Origin of the sequence: Streptomyces profundus, assembly GCF_020740535.1 — a bacterium.
GTDB classification, from domain to species: domain Bacteria; phylum Actinomycetota; class Actinomycetes; order Streptomycetales; family Streptomycetaceae; genus Streptomyces; species Streptomyces profundus.
This window is the reverse complement of sequence record NZ_CP082362.1, coordinates 755733-773835: the sequence shown is the minus strand read 5'-3', so window position 1 is coordinate 773835 and position 18103 is coordinate 755733. Positions and strand designations below refer to the sequence as shown.

Genomic DNA, 18103 nt, shown 5'->3' with positions numbered 1-18103 from the left:
ACTCCCTTGAGGCGACGGTCGGACGGGCGACGCGGGAAGGAAATAACCTCGAAAGGCTAGCAAAGGGCGTGACCGGTGAGGAGAGCGGGCGGGGCGCCGCCGGCTCAGCGCGCGGGCAGCTCGGCCCAGACCGTACAACCGGCGCGCTGGTCGGGGGAGATCACGCCCCAACGCGCCGCGAGGGCGTCCAGCAGCAGCAGTCCCCGGCCGTGCTCCTGGTCGTCGCCAGGGCGCCGCTGGCACGACGCCGCCCGGCGGGGGATCGGCCCGGAGCCCTCGTCGGCGACCTCGATCCGCAGGAGTTGGCCGGTGGACCACAGGAGACAGCGGACCTGGCTACTGTGCGTGTGCAGAATGGCGTTGGTGACCAGCTCGGAGACGATGAGCTGCGCGGTGTCCGACGTCGAGGGCGACAGACCCCAGCCGTAGAGTTGGACCCGCGTGCGGTGGCGGGCCGTTGCCACGGAGGTGTCCCGCGCGGGCAGCGCGAAGCTCTCGCCCGGCGAGGGGGCGGAGCGTATCTCCGGTGTGGGGAGGGGGGACGGCGTCACGCCGTGAGCAGGAGACACGGGCGGGGTCGCCTTCCGGGGAACTGGAGCCGTCGTGAGCCGGGTCACGTGTCAACTATGCGGGCTGGTGGGGCGTCCACGCAAGAGTAGTTCTGCAATTCGCAGAAAGCGAAGGGATCTCTGTGGATATCGCTACCCGGTGTGGCAAACTTCTGTGCGGCGCAGGTGAGATGACAATCGGCGAGACGGAACGCGGCAAGGGGAGACGACGTGGCAGAGGCACGGTCCGGGCCGACCGTGGGGCAGATCGTCCTTGGCCTGCGGCTGCGGGAGCTGCGTGAACGGGCGGGCTGTTCCTTCGCCGAGGCCGCGGCGGCGCTGAGCGTCAACACCACGACGGTGCGGCGCATGGAGAAGGCCGAGGTCGGCCTGAAGCCGCTCTATGTGAAGGCGCTGCTCGAACGGTACGAGGTGCCGGCCGAGGAGTCGCGGTCCTTTCTGCGGCTCGTCGAGGAGGCCAACCGGCCGGGCTGGTGGCACCGCTTCCGCGACGTGCTGCCCGACTGGTTCAGCCTCTATGTGAGCCTGGAGGGCGAGGCGAGCCTGATCCGGGCCTACGAACCGCACTGTGTGCCCGGCCTGTTGCAGACCGCGGGCTATGCGCGCGCCCTGCTGCGCACCGGCTTTCCCGGCGCCTCCGACGAGGAGTTGGAGCGCCGGGTGGCGCTGCGGATGGAGCGTCAGGACCTGCTGTCCCGGCCCCGGGCCCCGCTGCTGTGGGCCGTGGTCGAGGAGCATGTGCTGCGGCGTCGCGTCGGAACCTCCGCCGAGATGCTCCAACAGATCGACCGGCTGATCGAGGCGACGCAGCTGCCCAACGTCACCCTCCAGATCATGCCGTTCAGTGCCGGACCCCACCCCGGCATGTTCGGGCCGTTCCAGCTCTTCAGGTTCGAGATCCCGGAACTGCCCGACATCATCTACGTCGAGAGTCTGACCGGGGCGACCTACCTCGACGAACGGCCCGACACCGTGGCCTACCTGGAGGTTCTCGACCGCATGGGTACGCAGGCGGCGTCAGCGCAGGACACCGAGGCCCTCCTCGGTGAGATTCGCAAGGAGCTGACCGCATGATCAACCACATCTACAACGGAATGCCAGCAAGGGAGCTGGGCAGTGAGGGCTGGCGCAAGCCGTGGAGCGGCACCAACGGCGGGAACTGCGTCGAGGCGCTGAAGCTGGCCGACGGACGGGTGGCGATACGCCAGTCCACGGATCCCGACGGTCCGGCGTTGATCTACACCATGCACGAGATCGAGAGCTTCATCCGAGGCGCCAAGCGCGGTGAGGCCGACTTCCTCTTCGCCTGAGACCGCTGCCCCGCCGGCCCCGCCGGCGTCGACCGTCCCCCCAACCGACCCACCGCGACGGTGGGTTGTTCCCAACGACCCCCGGGCCACGGCGTGGGGGTCGCTTTCGTGTCCGGGGTAGGGCAGGGGCGGCCGGGTGCCGGTGTGATCTATGTCTCTCCGTCGGGCGGAAGGTTCCCGTGTAGTTGTAGGTTCAACTACATCGTACCGACCGCTACCCCCCATCCGGAGGTCCACTCAGCATGAGCGCTCCCGTGAAGCTCGCCGTCATCCACTACTCCTCGACCGGGACGGTCGCCCGGATCGCGCGGGAGTTGGCCGAGGCGGCGACCAAGGCCGGTGCCGAGGTGCGGCTGCTCAAGGTCGCCGAACTCGCCCCCGCCGAGGCCATCGCCTCCAACGAGGCGTGGGCCGCGCACGCCGCCGCCAGCGCCGATCTCCCGGTGGCCACCCCGGGTGACGTCGAGTGGGCGGACGCCGTGATCTTCGGCACGCCGACCCGGTTCGGCAATGTGTCCGCGCAGCTGAAGCAGTTCATCGACGGGCTGGGCGGCCTGTGGGCGCAGGGCAAGCTCGCCGACAAGGTCTACAGCGGATTCGTCGGCACCAGCACCCTGCACGGCGGCCAGGAGTCCACGCTGCTGGCGCTCTACAACTCGGTCTACCACTTCGGCGGCGTCCTGGTGCCCCCGGGCTACACCGACCCGGCGAAGTTCGCCGACGGGAACCCCTACGGCACCTCCCATGTGGACGGCCAGGGCAGCATCCCGGTCGACGACGTGGTGGTCAACTCCGCCCGGGTGCAGGCGGAGCGGGTGCTGCGCTTCGCGCGCGCGATCAGCGCCGACGCCTGATCCCCGTCGCGGCGCCCCGTCCACCCCGTACCGGGGAGGGGCGGGGCGCCGTCGCGTGCGGGCGGCCGACCGGCGAACGGGTCAACGGGGGCCGTCCGTCCTGGTGCGCAGCGCGACCTCCCGGATGAAGAAGGTGAGCAGCAGCGAGGCCAGCGCGGTGGGCGCCGCGAACAGGAAGATGTCGGCGACCCCGTGCCCGTACGCGTTCTCCAGCACGCCGCGCACCGCGTCCGGCAGGGCCGCCATGTCGGGGATCGCGCCGCCGCCCCCGCCGTCCACGCCGAGGTCGGTCAGCGGGCCGCTGGAGTAGCTGGTCACCCGGCTCGCCAGCAGGGCCCCCAGCACCGCGACGCCTATCGCGCCCCCGAAGGTGCGGAAGAAGGCCACCATCGAGCTGGCGGCGCCGAGGTCCCTCGGCCCCACCACGTTCTGCGCCGCCAGCACCAGGTTCTGCATGGTCATTCCGACGCCGAGGCCCAGCAGCACCATGTAGACCGCGACCTGCCAGTACGGGGTGTCGTGCCGGATGGTGCCGAGCAGCCCGCAGCCGGCCGTCAGCAGCACGCCGCCCGACACCAGCCAGTGCTTCCAGCGCCCGGTGCGGGTGATCAGCCAGCCCGACACCGTCGAAGCCGCCGTCATCCCGATGATCATGGGGATGGTCATCACGCCCGACATGGTGGCGCTCTCGCCGCGAGCCAGCTGGAAGTACTGGCTGAAGAACACCGTGCCGCTGAGCATGGCCACGCCCACCAGCAGGGAGACGCCGGACGAGAGCGCGATGGTGCGGTCCCGGAAGAGCCGCAGCGGAATGATCGGCTCGGCGGCCCTCGTCTCGACGAACACGAAGAGGCCGCCCAGCGCCACCGCCCCGCCGACCATGGCGAAGCTCTGCCAGGACGCCCAGTCGTAGGAGTCGCCCGCCAGGGTCACCCAGATCAGCAGCAACGAGACCGAGGCGCTGACCAGCAGGGCGCCGGTCCAGTCGATGCGCACCCCCGGGCGGCGCACGGTGGGCAGCTTGAGCGTGCGGTGCAGCACCACCAGCGCGGCCAGCGCGAACGGGACCCCGATGTAGAAGCACCAGCGCCAGCCGAGCCAGGAGGTGTCGGTGATCACGCCGCCGACCAGCGGACCGCTGACCGTCGCCGCGGCGAACGTCGCGCCCAGGTAGCCGCTGTAGCGGCCTCGTTCCCTGGGCGGGATCATCGCCGCGAGGATGATCTGCGAGAGCCCGATCAGCCCGCCGACGCCCAGGCCCTGGACCACTCGCAGGGCGATCAGCATCTCGGGGCTCTGCGAGAGACCGGCGATCATGGAGCCGATCACATAGATGCTCAGGGCGATCTGGATCAGTAGCTTCTTGTCGAAGAGGTCGGCGAGCTTGCCCCAGAGCGGCATGGAGGCGGTCATCGCCAGCAGCGTGGCCGTCACGACCCAGGTGAAGGCGGACTGGCCGCCGTGCAGATCCGAAAGGATGCGCGGCAAGGCGTTGGTGACGATGGTTGAGGAGAGGATCGCGGCGAACATGCCGAGCAGCAGCCCGGAGAGGGCGCGCATGATCTCCGCGTGCGTCATGGTGGTGGACGCGGCATCCGTCGGTCCCGGCGGCCCGGCCTTGGGCGAGGTCGCCGGGTCGGGTATGGATTCCTTACTTTGCGTGGTCAAGCGATCTCCCCATGATGTGGTCCGTTCGCGACCCTACGACAAGTTGCTTACTACACGTAAACGAGTTGGGGAAAGCTTTAGGCGTTTTGGGGTGATCGGTCACCGTCCCCGCGCGCCCCGGCGCGCGGGACCCCGTCGGCTCCTCGACGGAGAGACAGGTAACCGTCCGCAGGCGCCGTTTCCTCCCGAGGGAGCCGGCGGGCGTGAACCCTCGCGCGCCCCCGGAGTGCGCCGACGCGATCCTCCACCCCGGCGGCTCGCCGGTCGAACGTCTCTGCGAAGGGCGGGCGTTGGGTAGCGTGGGGCGATCACTCCTGCCCCGAAGGGACGCCTTTCGGTGACGAACCTCCGATGGCTTCACCGGCTCCGACGGCCGGGGCCGATCCTGGCCGGACTGGCCGCGCTCGCCCTCCTCGTCGGGCTCGGCACCCTCAGCCTCGCCATCGCCTCGGACGAGCCGACCGTCCGCCGCACCGACCAGACGCTCACCCTGCCCCAGACCCCCGGCTCCGCACGCACCGTGGAGATCGACACCTCGTTCTTCGTCGGCGGGGACGGGGCGCCGCGCCCCGCCGTGCTGCTCGGGCACGGCTTCGGCGGCAGCAAGGTGGACACCCGGGCCCAGGCCGAGGAGCTGGCCGGGCACGGCTACTCCGTGCTGACCTGGTCGGCGCGCGGCTTCGGCGACTCAACCGGCCAGATCGGCCTCAACGACCCCGAGCGTGAGGTGGCCGACGTCTCCGGGCTCATCGACTGGCTGGCCGAGCGCCCCGAGGTCACCCTCGACGGCCCCGGCGACCCCCGCGTCGGCATGGCGGGCGCCTCCTACGGCGGCGCCATCGCGCTGCTGACGGCCGGACACGACGACCGCGTCGACGCCATCGCCCCCGCCATCACCTACTGGAACCTCGCCGACGCGCTCTTCCCCCAGGGCGTCTTCAAACAGCTCTGGGCCGGCATCCTCTTCACCACGGGCGCCACCGACCCGGGTGTCGGCTCGCCACCCGACGAGACCACGGAGAACCCCGGCTGCGGGCGCTTCACCGAGGAGATGTGCGCGCTCTACCAGCGGGTCGCCGTCGCCGGCAGCGCCGACCAGGAGGCGCTCGACCTCCTCACCGCGCACAGCCCCGCCGCCGTGGCCGACCGGATCGACGTGCCCACGCTGATCCTCCAGGGACAGCACGACTCGCTCTTCCCTCTCGACCAGGCCGACGCCATGGCCGCCGCCATCGAGGAGAACGGCGCCCCCGTCGCCGTCGAGTGGATCTGGGCCGGGCACGACGGCGGCGTCTCCGAGGCGGAGCGCACCGACCGCCGGATCGTCGACTGGTTCGACCGCTACCTCCACGACGACACGGGCGTGGACACCGGGCCGCCGTTCCGGGTGACCCGCATCACCGGGATCGACACCACCAACGGAGACACCCTGCTGCGCGGTGCCACCAGCGACAGCTACCCGGGTCTTTCGGGACCGTCGCGCACGGTCGAGCTGCTGGGCGAGCCCCAGACCTTCGTCAACCCGCCTGGCGGCGCGCCGGCCGCCGTCTCGTCGGTGCCGGGGCTCGGCGGGCTCAGCCAGCTCTCCGGGTTGGGCTTCGGCCCCGCCATCGACTTCCCCGGCCAGTACGCGCGCTTCGACTCCCTGCCGCTGATCGAGACCACCCGCGTCACGGGGGCGCCCTCCGTGCGGCTCACCGTCACCTCCGACACCCCGTCGGCGGTGCTCTTCGGCAAGCTCTACGACGTGTCGCCGGACGGCGAGACCCAGTCGCTGCCCGCCCAACTCGTCACCCCGCTGCGGATCGACGACGCGGACACAGGGCCCACCGTCACCTTCCAACTGCCCGCCATCGACTACCCGTTCGAAGCCGGGCACCGGCTGCGCCTGGTGATCTCCAGCACCGACATCGGCTACGCCTCCCCGGTGGAGACCGCGCGCCACACCGTCGCGCTGGCCGACCCCGGGCTCACCCTGCCGACCGCGCCCGATGTCGCCACCGCGCCCGTCGCGCTGCCCTGGTGGGTCCCGGGGCTGCCGCTGATCGCCCTGGCCATCGGCCTCGCCGTGGTGTTCGTCCGCCGCCGCGCCCCGGCCGGGAGCCGGGCCTTCGATCCCGCGCTCGCCGAAGTGCCGCTCTCCATCGAGGGGTTGAGCAAGCGGTACGCCCGCTCCAGCGACCGCTACGCGGTGCGCGACCTCACGTTCCGGGTGGAGCGCGGGCAGGTGCTCGGACTGCTCGGCCCCAACGGCGCGGGCAAGACCACCACCCTGCGGATGCTGATGGGGCTCATCACCCCGGACGCCGGCGCGATCCGGATCTTCGGCCGGCTCGTCGGGCCAGGGGCTCCCGTCCTCTCCCGGGTCGGCGCCTTCGTCGAGGGCGCCGGCTTCCTGCCCCATCTGACCGGCCGCGCCAACCTCGACCTCTACTGGCGCGCCACCGGCCGCCCGGCCGAGGACGCGCGGATCGAGGAGGCGCTGGAGATCGCCGACCTGGGCACCGCCCTGGACCGCGCGGTCCGCACCTACTCGCAGGGCATGCGCCAGCGCCTCGCCATCGCCCAGGCCATGCTGGGCCTCCCCGACCTGCTGATCCTCGACGAGCCGACCAACGGCCTCGACCCGCCACAGATCCGCGCCATGCGCGAGGTGATGATCCGCTACGCCGCCGGCGGGCGCACCGTGATCGTCTCCAGCCACCTGTTGGCCGAGGTCGAGCAGACCTGTGGGCATCTGGTCGTGATGGACAAGGGGCGCCTCCTTCAGTCGGGTCCGGTCGCCGAGATCGTGGGCTCGGGCGACACCGTGCTGGTGAGCACCGGCGGGCCCGTGACCGACGAGGCGCTGGCCACCTTCCGGGCGCTGCCCGGCGTGGACGCCGCCACCCCGGTCGAGGACGGGGTGCTGGTCCGGCTCGACGGCATCGGCCCCGACGTCCTCCTGACCGAACTGGTCCGCGCCGGCGTCCCGGTGCACGGCCTGACGCCGCACCGGCGCCTGGAAGACGCCTTCCTCACCCTGATCGGCGGTGCCTGACGATGACCACCCCCGTCCGCGAGAGTCCCGCGTCCGCCGCTCCCGGCTATGTCCCGCGCCGCACCCTGCCGTTGCGGGTGGAGGCGATCCGGCAGCTGCGCCGGCGCCGCACCCTGGTCGTGGGCCTGCTGCTGGTCGCGCTGCCGCCGCTGGTGGCCGTCGCCTTCGCGATGGGCGGCACGCCGGACTCCGCCGTCGCCTCGCTGCTGGACACCGCGACCGCGTCGGGGCCCAACTTCGCCGCGGTCTGCCTCTATCTCTCGGCCGGCTTTCTGCTGGTCGTTCCCGTCGCGCTGTTCTGCGGCGACACGGTCGCCGCCGAGGCCGGCTGGTCGTCGCTGCGCTATCTGCTGGCCGCGCCGGTGCCGCGCGCGCGGCTGCTGACCGCCAAGCTGCTGGTCGCGCTGGCGTTCTCGGCCGTGGCGATGCTGTCGCTGCCGCTGGTCGCGCTGGGCGTGGGCACCGCCGCCTACGGCTGGGGCCCGTTGGAGCTGCCCACCGGCGGCTCGCTGCCGGCCGGCGAGGCGGCGGGGCGGCTCGGCCTCGCCGTGGCCTTCGTCTTCGTCGGCCAACTGGTCACCGCCGCCCTGGCGTTCTACCTCTCGACGGTGACGGACGCCCCGCTGGGCGCGGTGGGCGGAGCCATCGGGCTGACCGTCGTCGGCTCCATCCTGGACGCCGTCACCGCGCTCGGCGGCTGGCGCGAACTCATCCCGGCGCACTGGCAGTTCGCCTGGCTGGACGCGCTGCAACAGGGGGTGGAGTGGAACGGCATGGCGCGCGGTGCGGCCGTCTCCGTCTCCTATGCGGTGATCCTGGTGGCCCTGGCCTACCGCCACTTCGCGCGCAAGGACATCGTCTCCTGAGCGTTCCTGGGCGTGCGACGGCCCTCCCCCCGGAAGAGGGGGAGGGCCGTGCCTGGATCACTTCACCGTTGTTCGGAACCGATCAGAACTGGAGCGCCCAGGCGTTGAGGGTGCCCTGGTCCAGGGTGGCGCTGTCGGTCACCTCAAGGGTCCAGGTGCCGTCGGCGTCGACGCCGGCACCGGCGACCCGGTAGGTGGCCTGGATGTCGTCCGCGCTGCCGCCGCTGCGCTCCCGCAGGAGGTAGGAGGCGCCCTCGGGGCTGGTCAGGCTGACGGTCAGGTCGCCGACCCAGGTGTGGGTGATGTCGACCTCGACCTCGAAGGCGCCGGACAGCTCGCCGACGTCGCTGACCTCGATGTCCGAGGAGATCGTGCTGTTGTCGACGATGGCGACCGGGCTGGTGCTCTCGAAACGCTCACCGGCCGGGGGGTTGCCCGGGCCGGTGCCGTCGCCGCTCACGTTGAGCAGCAGGTTGGCGGTGCTCCCGGGGATGCCGGTGATGGCGTCGGCCACGGCCGAGCCGGTCAGCGCCGCCTCCACCTCGGCCGGGGTGGCGTCCGGGTTCTCGGCCAGGAAGAGCGCGGCGCCGCCGGCCACGTGCGGGGCGGCCATCGAGGTGCCGGAGATGGTGTTCTCGGCGGTGTCACTGGTGTGCCACGCCGAGGTGATGCTGCTGCCGGGCGCGAACAGGTCCACCACGGAGCCGACGTTGGAGAACGGCGAGATGGCGTCCGTGCTGGTGGTCGAGCCGACCGTGATGGCGGTCTGGACCCGGGCCGGGGAGCGGGTGGAGGCGTCGGTGCCGTACTCGTTGCCGGCGGCGACGGCGTAGGTGACGCCGGAGGCGACGGAGTTCTCGACCGCGGCGTCCAGCGTGGAGTTGGCGGCGCCACCCAGGCTCATGTTGGCCACGGACGGGCCGTCGGCGTCGCCGGTCACCCAGTCCACGCCGGCGACCACGGCGGCGATGGTCCCGGAGCCGTTGTTGTCGAGCACCCGGACGGAGACGATGTCGGCTTCCTTCGCGACACCGTAGGCCGTGCCCGCGGCGGTGCCGGCGACATGCGTGCCGTGGCCCTGCCCGTCGCTGCCGTCGCCGCCGTACGCGTCGAAGCCGAAGGACGCGCGACCGCCGAAGTCCTGGTGGCTGTACCGGACGCCGGTGTCGACGACGTACACGGTGACGCCCTCACCCGCGTGGTCCGGGTAGGTGTAGGAGTTGTCCAGCGGCAGCGATGCCTGGTCGATCCGGTCCAGGCCCCAGGACGGGGGGTTGCTCTGGGTGGCGCTGGCGTGCACCACCTGGTCCTGGGTGACCTCGGCGACCGCCGGGTCGGCGGCCAGTTCCAGCGCCTCGGCCTCGGTCGCCTCGAAGGCGAAGCCCTCCAGCGCGTGCTGGTAGACCTGGGTCACCTCCAGCCCGTGGGTCTCGGCCAGCGAGTCGGCCGTCCGCTCGACGTTGGTGGTGATCTCCGCGCTGTTCAGCGTGACGAGGTAGCTGCCGGGGACGACGTTTTCGGCGCCCGCGTTGGCGATCACCCCGGTGGGGGTGTCGCTGGCGTGGGCGGCGGCTGGCAGCACCGCGCCGGTGAGGGCCAGCACGGCGGCGGTGGCCACGCCGGTTCCCAGGAGGAGTCGCGTCGGCTTACGCGTCTTGTCCATGAAGTGGTCTGCTCCTTGTGAGGGCACAACGAAGGACTTTATGTGCCCATGTCAAGCGAGACTTTCCATGAGCACGTCACAACTGTTGATCTACGCGTGCAGATTGGCAAGAGGGCGGAGCGATGCTTCACAAGAACGACATCTCCACGTAGCGGCCCGAGAGTTGACGTGCTGTCGGTCAAAGAGCACGTCAGGCTTCGTATACGAGGCGCGGAGGGTGGGCGGATGGCCTTCGGACGGCTGGCCGGAACTCGCTCCCGCCGTCGGCTGCCCCCGGCCGCCGGCCGCGCCCCTCGGGGCCGCGCGCCGATCCCGGTGGGCCGGGCCCGTGGCCGAGCTCCCCCGGGCGCCCGCTAGGGTCCCGACGTGGGAAACAAACTATGGCTCCAGGACCATGGGCCGAATCGTCGGGCCCGGCTCAAGGCGAAGGGACCGCACCCGTCGGACGGGCAGGTGCCGGTCGAGATACGACGGGCCGCGGCGGATGATTCGCGCCATGCGTCCGCCATCGAGGTGAGCGCCTACGCGGAGCGCCGACTGCCACCGGGAGGCACCGTCGAGCGCTATCTCGCCGAACGTCGCGGCGGAGTACGCGCCTTCACACTGTGGCGCGACCCTGACCGCCGGGAGCGCCTGGCTGAGGTGGTGACCCGGTCGGCGAGCCGACGTGGCCCCGCCGAGTACGAGGTGCTGGGCCCCGCCGGCGAGCCGCTGGCCCTGATCGTCCGCGATCCGGCCTCCCTCACCGCGCCCCGCCGCACCCGCTGGACGGTACGGCAGGCCGACGGCACGGTGGCGGTCGGGAAGAAGGGCACCCTCTTCTGGTGGTGGGTGTGGTGGCTGATGTCCCCGATCCAGGCGGTGCTGTTGGTGCTCGCGATCTTCGGCGGGGAGGTGGCCAGGCCACCCCGCCGCACCCGCTGGCGGGTCGGCGGGGCGAAGGTGCTCGACTTCGCCAACGGCTCCAGCCAGTTCGAGCTGACCGAGGTCGCCGGCCGCTGGGACCCCAGGGTGACGATGGCGCTGCTCGCCCTGCTCCACACCCACGAGGGGTGGATCGGGTCCAACTGGGACGACGAGAAGGGCTGACCGGCGCTCAGCCCAGCAGGTACTCCTCGCCCCCGGTGGCCGCGTAGACCGCGACATCGGCCAGCAGCACCAGCGCGACCAGCACCAGCAGCAGGGTGACGCCGTGTCGGACGGCGGGCCCGAGGCGCGCTGAGGCCCGCTCCAGCAGCCGCACCGCCGCCCGGTGCCTGCCGGTCGCCACCGCGCCGCCGACCAGCACCAGTGGCGCCTGGCTGATCAGGCTCCACAGCAGGTGGGCGACCACCAGCTCCCAGAGCGGCTCGCGGCCGGCCAGCACGACCAGGCCCAGGAAGGTCGGGTCCAGCAGGATGGCCAGGGCCAGCAGGACCGCGAGGCCCGCCAGTCGGCCCGTCCCGCCGCCGCGCGCGGCCGGGCCCGAGACGCCGGGATGCGGCCGGCGCCGCCGTCTGACGGCCCACCACAGCAGCGCGACCGCGATCGCCGCCTCGCCCAGCACCCACCACGGCGAGTACCAGTCGACCCCGGAGAGGTCGACCCTGGCCACGCTCGCCCCGACGAACAGCGACAGCGGGACGCCGAGCGCCGGCGGAATCAGCAGCGAGAGCGCGCTGAACACCAGGATCGCGCGCCGGCTCGCCCCGGCGGCCAACGCGCCCACGGCGATCAGCGCGCCGATCGGGTCGAGCCCGGCGAGGGCGAGCCCCACCACGGTGGCAAAGAAACTGAACACGGGGGCCACCGTGGCACGGGCGCCGCTCCTCGGGGCGCATTGAACGCCCGGACCGCGCGTACGCCGGGCGCGTACGCCGGCGGGTCAGTCGTCGTCGCCCTCGAAGGCGTCGCCGATCTCGTCGATGATCTCGGCGGCGACAAAGCCACCCACCACGCCGGCGGCCACACCGGCCACCACGCCGCCGATGCCCAGGCCGCCGCCCCCGCCGTGGCCCTCGTGGCCCTCGTGCCCGCCACCGTAGCCGTGCTGCCCGTGCCCGCCGCCGAAGCCGCCGTGGCCCCCCGCCGTCATCTGCCGCAGCCAGGAGTCGACCAGCGCGGTGAAGTCGGCCTGGCCCACGTCCTCGTGCGCGACCGAGAAGCGGTTCACCGCGTCGCCGCCGCCCCCGAAGAGCCCACCGCGCCGGTCCACCTCCAGGACCACGGTCAGGCCGCCCGGGTTGGCCAGGAAGCTCACCTCGATCTCGCTCATCGCGTGCGCGTGGTTCGGCCCCGGGGTCAGCTCGATCTCCTGGTAGAACGGCAGCGTCTGCCCGCTGTCCCGGATCTGGCCCAGCTCAAGATCGGACGAACGGAACCCGAACCCCAACTGGCCGAAGGCGTCCAGCACCGCCTCCTGCACCGGCAGCGGTCGGATCAGCAGCCGGTCGAGATCGCCCTGGTCCACCGCGCCGGCGACGGCGAGCTCGGTGCGCACGCCCAACGGGAAGCCGAGCGGCTGGCCGAAGACCTCGGTGATCGGCGTCTCCCAGGGCAGCGGGAAGGAGAACGGGACGGAGAACTCCTCCGCCTCGGCCAGGCGGAAGCCGCCGCCCACCACGACCCGATGGAACCTGACGTCGCCCTGCCGCTCCTCGTCCCCGGCCTCGGACTCCACCCGGGCGACCAGATCCAGCGTCAGCTCGGTGATCTCGACGTCCATCGTGCCGCCGCGCACCAGCACGTCGCCGGAGAGGGTGTCGCCCGGGAGCACCAGCTCCCGGTGCAGCACCGTGTCCACCGAGGGGCCACCCACGCCCAGCTTGCCGAGCAACCGCTTGAACACCATCGCGGCGTTCTCCTCTTGTTTCGTACGACATGTGTCGTCAGTCGGTCAACCGAGGTCACGCCGGTGGTCGGTCCGTCAACTGCCGCCGGTGGCGCGCCACTTCAAACGCTATCGCGTCCCCGATCCACCGGATGCGAAACGGTCCGTCGCCGAGACCAGCGCCTCGGACATCCCCGCGGCGGCGGTGCTGTGCCCGGCCGCGCCGATCACCACCAGCTCGCAGCCCGGGCCCCAGCGGTGCGCCAACTCCCAGGGGGTGCCCAGGAGATTGCCCGGGTCGAGGGCGCCCTGCACCACCACCCCGGGGATGCCGGCCAGCTCAGGGGCCCGGCGCAGCACCTCGCCCTCGGGCAGCCAGGAGCCCCGGCTCCAGTAGTGGGTGACGATCCGGGCGAACGCCAGCCGGAAGTCCGGGTCGGCGTAACGGGGGGAGGGATCCGAGGTGCTGACGTCGATCGCCTCCTCCCAGTCGCACCAGTCGCGCGCCGCCTTGGCCCGCACCGCCGGGTCGGGATCGTGGAGCAGCCGGTCGTAGGCGGCGGCCGGATCCCCGTCCCGCTCGGCCGGGGGAACGGCCGCCCGGAAGGCGTTCCAGGCGTCCGGGAAGTAGGCGCCCAGACCCCGGGTGAGCAGGTCGGTCTCCGCCCGACGGCCGGTGGCCAGGCCCATGAGCACCAGCTCGGTGACCCGGTCCGGGTGGCGCTGGGCGTAGTGCAGGGCGAGCGCGGAGCCCCAGGAGCCGCCGAAGAGCTGCCACCGCTGGACGCCGAGCGTCTCCCGCAGCAGCTCCATGTCGGCCAGCAGGTGCTCCGTGGTGTTGGTCGAGAGGTCGACCTCGGGATCGGCCGCGTGCGGGGTGGAACGGCCGCTGTTGCGCTGGTCGAAGAGGATGATCCGATAGGACGCGGGATCGAAGAACCGGCGGGCGCCCGGTGTGCAGCCGGACCCGGGCCCGCCGTGCACCACCAGCGCGGGCTTCCCCTCCGGATTGCCGCAGACCTCCCAGTACATCCGGTGGCCGTCGCCCACCGACAGCCAGCCGTGGTCGTGGGGTTCGATCGGCGGATAGAGCGCGGACATGGGGTACCTCCCGGGGAACGGCGCCGATTTGTCGTAGCGCTGTTATATCAGTGCTGTCATACCTGTCGCCTTCGGCTATCTTTCTGCGCATGGCCACCACTCCCGCGCTCACCGGCATCGGCACCCGGCTGCGCCATCTGCTCGATCTGCTGGAGAACGACCTCGCCGACGTCTATCCGTCCCTGGGGCTCACCGACTACCGGCCCCGGTTCACGCCGGCGATCCGGGCGCTGACCGCCCGGGGGCCCAGCACCATCAGGGAGCTGGCCGAGGCCCTCTCGGTGACCCACTCGGCGGCCAGCCAGACCGTCGCGCAACTCGTGCGGCGTGGCCTGGTCGAGCTGTCGGTGGGGGAGGACGCGCGGCAGCGGGTGGTGCGGCTGACCGAGGAGGCCGAGGCGATGCGGTCGGTGCTGGAACGGGAGTGGGCCCTCGCCGAGGCCGCCGTCGCCGACCTGGACGCCGAACTCTCCGTCCCGCTCGCGCGGTCGCTCACCGAGTTGGAGGAGGCGCTGGCCCGCCGCTCCTTCCGCGACCGCGTCGCCGAGGCCGCCGCGCGGATGGAGGGGCCGCCCGTGGGCGAGGGGGCGGACGCCTCGCCGCGGGGGCCACGGGGCACCCGCCCGAACGGCGCCGCCGACGATGCGGCGCGTGGGCGCGCGGGGCAGGATGACGCTCATGAGCACAGCGGTGCGGGACAACAGCCGGCAGAGCCGGTTCGAGGCGTGGGTGGACGGTGAGTTCGCCGGCTTCGCCGACTATGTGCGCACCGGGGATCTGGTGGTCTATCCGCATACCGAGGTCCGCGCGGAGTTCGAGGGGCGCGGCGCCGGCGGCGAGCTGGCCAGAACCGCGCTGGAGGACGCCGACCGCCGAGGGCTGCGCGTCCTCGCCACCTGCCCGTTCATCGTCGGCTGGCTCGCGCGGCACCCCGAGTACCAGCACCTGACCGAGGGCGCCGCCTCCTAGGGCCTGTCCCGTCCGGGGCGCCCGGTGTCACTGCTCGCGGCGCAACCGGTCCAGTTCGCGCCGGTCGCGCTTGGTGGGCCGGCCGGCGCCCCGGTCGCGCACCGGGACGGCGGGGATCTCGACCCGGGGCGGCGGCGGGGGACTGTTGTCGATCAGGCACTCCGCCGCGGTGGGCGCGCCGACCCGCTTGCGGATGAGTCGGGTGACCTCGACCACCCGCTCCCGCCCGGCGTGCCAGACCCTGACCTCGTCGCCGACCTTCACCGCCTGCGCCGGCTTGACCCGCTCGCTGTTGACCTTGACATGGCCGGCGCGGCAGGCGGACGCCGCCATCGACCGCGTCTTGACCAGCCGCACCGCCCAGATCCAGGTGTCCACGCGCACGCTTCCCTGCTCACCCGCCATGCCCCGACCCTATGCCCTCCCGCGCCTTCGTCCCAGGCCCTTTCCGACCGCCGCCCCACGCTGGGCGCCGGCCACGGCCGGACACCCGCCGGGCCAGGGGCCAGGGGGCAGGGGTCAGGCGACGACGGAGGCGGAGGCGGTGGCCGGCCGATGGGGGAGCGAGGCGCGCCAGTGGACCTCGGCCGGGAGCACGGTGGGCGCCTCGGGCGGCGCCACCTCGTGCTCGACCACGCGGATCAGCAGCTCGGCGCACGCCTGGCCCAGCGCGCGCGGATGGAGATCGACGGCGGTCACCGGCGGTGTGGTCATGGTCAGCGTGCGACTGTCCCCGCAGCACGCCACCAGCAGGTTTTCGCCCACCCGCCGGCCCGCCGCTTCCAGGACCGGCAGCGCGCCGCGCACGATCGGCTCCGACGACATCACCAGCAGGTCCGTCGCCGGCTCCCTGGCGAGCAACGCCTCGATTCCCGCCTGGTGTTCGCGTACCGACATGTCGCCGAACCGACTTTCGCCCGTGGCGCCCGGCAGCCCTTGTTCCTCGCACCAGGCGAGGAACTCGGCGCGCAGCAGCACGCCCCAGCCGCTGTTGGCGTCCGGGCCGACAAAGGCGGGGCGGCGGATGCCGTGCGCCAGCGCGCGGTCCAGGATCGCGCGGAGCGCCGCCGCGTGGTCGGCGACGATCACCGGACAGCCCGGCATCCCGGGCGGCAGGTGCTCGCCGGCGACCACCGGCAGTCCCGACTCCAGGAGTTGGCGGGCGCGCAGGTCGTCGGCGATCGGGTCGGCGATGATCACGCCGTCCACCCGGGGCACCCGGTTCCGCGGCACCTGGGGGTTGCTGGAGAGCAGGGTCAGGTCGTAGTCGGCGGCCTGGGTGCCGTCCAGCACGCCGGTCACAAACTCCCGGAAGTAGTCGGAGGCGAAGCGGTCACCGGCGTGCAGATGGTGCAGTCCGATGGACCGAACCGATCCGGTGCGCAGCCCCTGAGCGACCACATTGGGGCGGTAGTTCAACTCCTCGGCGGCGCGGGCGACGGCCCGCCGCGTGGCGTCCGTCATCCGGCCACCGCCGGAGAGCGCCTGGGACGCGGTGCTGGGTGAGACGTTCGCCGCTCTGGCCACGTCCTTGAGCGTCACGGTCTGGCGCCTCATGGGCACATCATACGAGCGCCGATCCGCTCGCCGGGAAACCGTCCCTTCCGGGCGGTGGCCTCCGGGCGCCGAGCGTCCGAAAACGATCGCCCGTGTTACGGCCAGGCTTCCTCGGCGCTTCGGGCTCCCCCGGAGCGGTCCACTACCGCACCAGCTGTGTAAACACCCGCTACGGCAGCCCGGTTGGCCATTGACGAATCGATTTCGCAGTCCCTAGTTTCTCGTCCTACCCGAACGAGACGGCGCGTTGGCCGTGCCCAGGGGACAACGAGGTTCACACCGGCGGCCATTCCTCCCACAGAGGGGCGAATCAGGCCATGCTCCCGCCTCATCGGGACAGCTACGGCTTATCCGCAGAGAGGGCCCATGTCCGAGAACCGCAGTGATTCCAGCCAGCCGCCGGACCAGCACGGGCACCACCAGCACGGGCAGCATCAGGACGGGCAGCATCAGCACGGGCAGCATCAGCACGGGCACCATCAGGACGGGCACCATCAGGGCGGCCCCGGGGACGGTCACCAACACCACCACGACTTCGGCGAGGGCTTCTGGGAGCAACCGCCCCGGCTGGGCAAGGGACTTGACGGCCATGGCGCCGTGGACGACTTCAACGTCGACCGCAGACCGGGCCCCATCTTCGTCAACCGCAAGGGGGAGGGCGGCTTCGCCGGCATCCAGACCTTCGCCAAGCTCCCGGTCTGCCTCACCCCCGAGGACCTGGTGGCCGGCGAGATGGACGTCGCCATCTGCGGGGTGCCGTGGGACGCGACCGCGTCCGGGCGCAGCGGCACCAACCACGGCCCGCTGGCCATCCGTTCCTGCGACTACAAGGGCGGCTACGGCCGGGCGCACTACTCCCTCGATGTGCGGGTCGACGCCTTCGAGGAACTCAAGGTCTGCGACTACGGCGACGCGCCGATCAAGGTCGGCAACACCTGGACCACCTTCGAAGGAATCCGCAAGTTCGTCGGCACCATCGTCGACGCGGGCGCCATCCCGATCATCCTCGGCGGCGACCACGCCACCACCTGGCCATCCGCCACCGCGCTCGCCGACCACTACGGCTACGGCAAGGTCGGCATCGTCCACTTCGACGCGCACGCCGACACCGGAACCGACACCCCGGGCAGCCTCGCCAGCCACGGCACCCCGATGCGGAAGCTGATCGAGAGCGGCGCGGTGCCGGGCAGGAACTTCGTCCAGGTCGGCCTGCGGGGCTACTGGCCCGACCAGGAGACCATCGACTGGATGGACGAGCGCCGGATGCGCACCCACTTCATGGCCGAGATCAACCGGGACGGCTTCGCCAAGGTCCTGGAGCGCGCCGTGGACGAGGCCCTCGACCAGGCCGACCACCTCTATGTCTCGCTCGACATCGACGTCGCCGACCCGGCCTACGCACCCGGCACGGGCACCCCCGAACCCGGCGGGCTGACCAGCGTCGACGTGCTCACCGCCGTGCGCCGACTGGCCGCCGAGGTGGGCATCGTCGGCATGGACGTCGTCGAGGTCAGCCCGCCCTACGACGACCGGGGCGAGATCACCGCGCTGCTGGCCAACCGCGCCGTGCGCGAGGCCCTCACCGGCATCGCCATGCGCCGCAAGGGCCTGACCGAGCCCGACTACCTGCACCCGGGCGCCCTGGGCCCGGGCCACTCCCGCGCGCTGCGGGACCGCGCCTGACCCGCGCCGACCAG

General features: G+C 72.2%; 16 protein-coding genes and 1 pseudogene. 9 read left to right on the top strand and 8 right to left on the bottom strand.

Translation table 11 applies throughout. The annotated features are described in order from the left end of the window. Positions 1-104: 104 nt before the first annotated feature. Positions 105-551, bottom strand: a complete 447-nt coding sequence (locus K4G22_RS03410) for an ATP-binding protein (RefSeq protein WP_228078168.1) — start codon at positions 549-551, stop codon at positions 105-107. Between the two features lie 228 nt (positions 552-779). On the opposite strand from K4G22_RS03410, the gene K4G22_RS03405 reads away from it, so the two are divergent. The 3 genes from K4G22_RS03405 (at position 780) to wrbA (ending at position 2733) form a co-directional block, all read left to right on the top strand. Then, positions 780-1643, top strand: a complete 864-nt coding sequence (locus tag K4G22_RS03405; protein ID WP_228078167.1) for a helix-turn-helix domain-containing protein — start codon at positions 780-782, stop codon at positions 1641-1643. Then, on the top strand, positions 1640-1879 hold the full coding sequence (locus K4G22_RS03400; protein WP_062214904.1) for a DUF397 domain-containing protein: 240 nt from the start codon (positions 1640-1642) through the stop codon (positions 1877-1879). Before K4G22_RS03405 ends, K4G22_RS03400 begins: the two co-directional genes overlap by 4 nt. Positions 1880-2121: 242 nt before the next feature. Beyond that, entirely contained in the window at positions 2122-2733 is a 612-nt protein-coding gene (gene wrbA / locus K4G22_RS03395) for an NAD(P)H:quinone oxidoreductase type IV (RefSeq protein ID WP_228078166.1), read from the top strand. 99 nt (positions 2734-2832) lie between these two features. Here the strand turns inward: wrbA and K4G22_RS03390 are convergent. After that, positions 2833-4311, bottom strand: a pseudogene (locus tag K4G22_RS03390) (MDR family MFS transporter); the annotation flags it as partial. 427 nt (positions 4312-4738) lie between these two features. On the opposite strand from K4G22_RS03390, the gene K4G22_RS03385 reads away from it, so the two are divergent. Both K4G22_RS03385 and K4G22_RS03380 read left to right on the top strand, forming a co-directional pair. Further along, on the top strand, positions 4739-7441 hold the full coding sequence (locus K4G22_RS03385; protein ID WP_228078165.1) for an alpha/beta fold hydrolase: 2703 nt from the start codon (positions 4739-4741) through the stop codon (positions 7439-7441). A 2-nt stretch (positions 7442-7443) separates the two neighbouring features. Beyond that, the gene (locus K4G22_RS03380; protein ID WP_228078164.1) at positions 7444-8307 is read left to right on the top strand and encodes an ABC transporter permease; all 864 of its coding nucleotides are present in this window, start codon (positions 7444-7446) and stop codon (positions 8305-8307) included. An 82-nt stretch (positions 8308-8389) separates the two neighbouring features. Here the strand turns inward: K4G22_RS03380 and K4G22_RS03375 are convergent, their stop codons facing one another. Continuing rightward, positions 8390-9970 carry a S8 family peptidase gene (locus K4G22_RS03375; RefSeq protein ID WP_228078163.1) on the bottom strand — a complete coding sequence of 527 codons (1581 nt, stop codon included), beginning with the start codon at positions 9968-9970 and terminating at the stop codon, positions 8390-8392. A gap of 366 nt (positions 9971-10336) precedes the next feature. On the opposite strand from K4G22_RS03375, the gene K4G22_RS03370 reads away from it, so the two are divergent. After that, positions 10337-11059 carry a hypothetical protein gene (locus tag K4G22_RS03370; protein WP_228078162.1) on the top strand — a complete coding sequence of 241 codons (723 nt, stop codon included), beginning with the start codon at positions 10337-10339 and terminating at the stop codon, positions 11057-11059. A gap of 7 nt (positions 11060-11066) precedes the next feature. Here the strand turns inward: K4G22_RS03370 and K4G22_RS03365 are convergent, their stop codons facing one another. The 3 genes from K4G22_RS03365 to pip form a co-directional block, all read right to left on the bottom strand. Beyond that, positions 11067-11750 carry a hypothetical protein gene (locus K4G22_RS03365; RefSeq protein WP_228078161.1) on the bottom strand — a complete coding sequence of 228 codons (684 nt, stop codon included), beginning with the start codon at positions 11748-11750 and terminating at the stop codon, positions 11067-11069. A gap of 84 nt (positions 11751-11834) precedes the next feature. Further along, positions 11835-12800: a sporulation protein gene (locus K4G22_RS03360; RefSeq protein WP_228078160.1), complete on the bottom strand. Its 966-nt coding sequence runs from the start codon at positions 12798-12800 to the stop codon at positions 11835-11837. A 108-nt stretch (positions 12801-12908) separates the two neighbouring features. Beyond that, positions 12909-13880, bottom strand: coding sequence for a prolyl aminopeptidase (pip, locus tag K4G22_RS03355; protein WP_228078159.1), 972 nt, complete (start codon positions 13878-13880; stop codon positions 12909-12911). Between the two features lie 89 nt (positions 13881-13969). Between pip and K4G22_RS03350 the strand changes: the two genes are divergently transcribed. Both K4G22_RS03350 and K4G22_RS03345 read left to right on the top strand, forming a co-directional pair. Further along, positions 13970-14620 (top strand): MarR family winged helix-turn-helix transcriptional regulator, encoded by a 651-nt coding sequence (locus K4G22_RS03350; RefSeq protein WP_228078158.1) that lies wholly within the window; start codon positions 13970-13972, stop codon positions 14618-14620. Beyond that, on the top strand, positions 14559-14849 hold the full coding sequence (locus K4G22_RS03345) for a GNAT family N-acetyltransferase (protein WP_228078157.1): 291 nt from the start codon (positions 14559-14561) through the stop codon (positions 14847-14849). Before K4G22_RS03350 ends, K4G22_RS03345 begins: the two co-directional genes overlap by 62 nt. Positions 14850-14876: 27 nt before the next feature. Here the strand turns inward: K4G22_RS03345 and K4G22_RS03340 are convergent, their stop codons facing one another. Continuing rightward, positions 14877-15254: an RNA-binding S4 domain-containing protein gene (locus K4G22_RS03340; protein ID WP_228078156.1), complete on the bottom strand. Its 378-nt coding sequence runs from the start codon at positions 15252-15254 to the stop codon at positions 14877-14879. A 114-nt stretch (positions 15255-15368) separates the two neighbouring features. Beyond that, the gene (locus tag K4G22_RS03335) at positions 15369-16406 is read right to left on the bottom strand and encodes a LacI family DNA-binding transcriptional regulator (RefSeq protein WP_228078155.1); all 1038 of its coding nucleotides are present in this window, start codon (positions 16404-16406) and stop codon (positions 15369-15371) included. A 366-nt stretch (positions 16407-16772) separates the two neighbouring features. Here K4G22_RS03335 and speB point away from each other — a divergent pair, with 366 nt between their 5' ends. Beyond that, the gene (gene speB, locus K4G22_RS03330; protein ID WP_228078154.1) at positions 16773-18089 is read left to right on the top strand and encodes an agmatinase; all 1317 of its coding nucleotides are present in this window, start codon (positions 16773-16775) and stop codon (positions 18087-18089) included. Positions 18090-18103 lie beyond the last annotated feature (14 nt).

What these genes read in the sequence shown, in the direction of transcription:
- K4G22_RS03400 (WP_062214904.1), top strand. Translation starts at nt 1,640, where the DNA reads ATGATCAACCACATCTACAACGGAATGCCAGCAAGGGAGCTGGGCAGT.
- speB (WP_228078154.1), top strand. Translation starts at nt 16,773, where the DNA reads ATGTCCGAGAACCGCAGTGATTCCAGCCAGCCGCCGGACCAGCACGGG.
- K4G22_RS03375 (WP_228078163.1), bottom strand. Translation starts at nt 9,970, where the DNA reads ATGGACAAGACGCGTAAGCCGACGCGACTCCTCCTGGGAACCGGCGTG.
- K4G22_RS03345 (WP_228078157.1), top strand. Translation starts at nt 14,559, where the DNA reads ATGAGCACAGCGGTGCGGGACAACAGCCGGCAGAGCCGGTTCGAGGCG.
- K4G22_RS03380 (WP_228078164.1), top strand. Translation starts at nt 7,444, where the DNA reads ATGACCACCCCCGTCCGCGAGAGTCCCGCGTCCGCCGCTCCCGGCTAT.
- K4G22_RS03350 (WP_228078158.1), top strand. Translation starts at nt 13,970, where the DNA reads ATGGCCACCACTCCCGCGCTCACCGGCATCGGCACCCGGCTGCGCCAT.
- pip (WP_228078159.1), bottom strand. Translation starts at nt 13,880, where the DNA reads ATGTCCGCGCTCTATCCGCCGATCGAACCCCACGACCACGGCTGGCTG.
- K4G22_RS03335 (WP_228078155.1), bottom strand. Translation starts at nt 16,406, where the DNA reads ATGAGGCGCCAGACCGTGACGCTCAAGGACGTGGCCAGAGCGGCGAAC.
- K4G22_RS03340 (WP_228078156.1), bottom strand. Translation starts at nt 15,254, where the DNA reads ATGGCGGGTGAGCAGGGAAGCGTGCGCGTGGACACCTGGATCTGGGCG.
- wrbA (WP_228078166.1), top strand. Translation starts at nt 2,122, where the DNA reads ATGAGCGCTCCCGTGAAGCTCGCCGTCATCCACTACTCCTCGACCGGG.
- K4G22_RS03360 (WP_228078160.1), bottom strand. Translation starts at nt 12,800, where the DNA reads ATGGTGTTCAAGCGGTTGCTCGGCAAGCTGGGCGTGGGTGGCCCCTCG.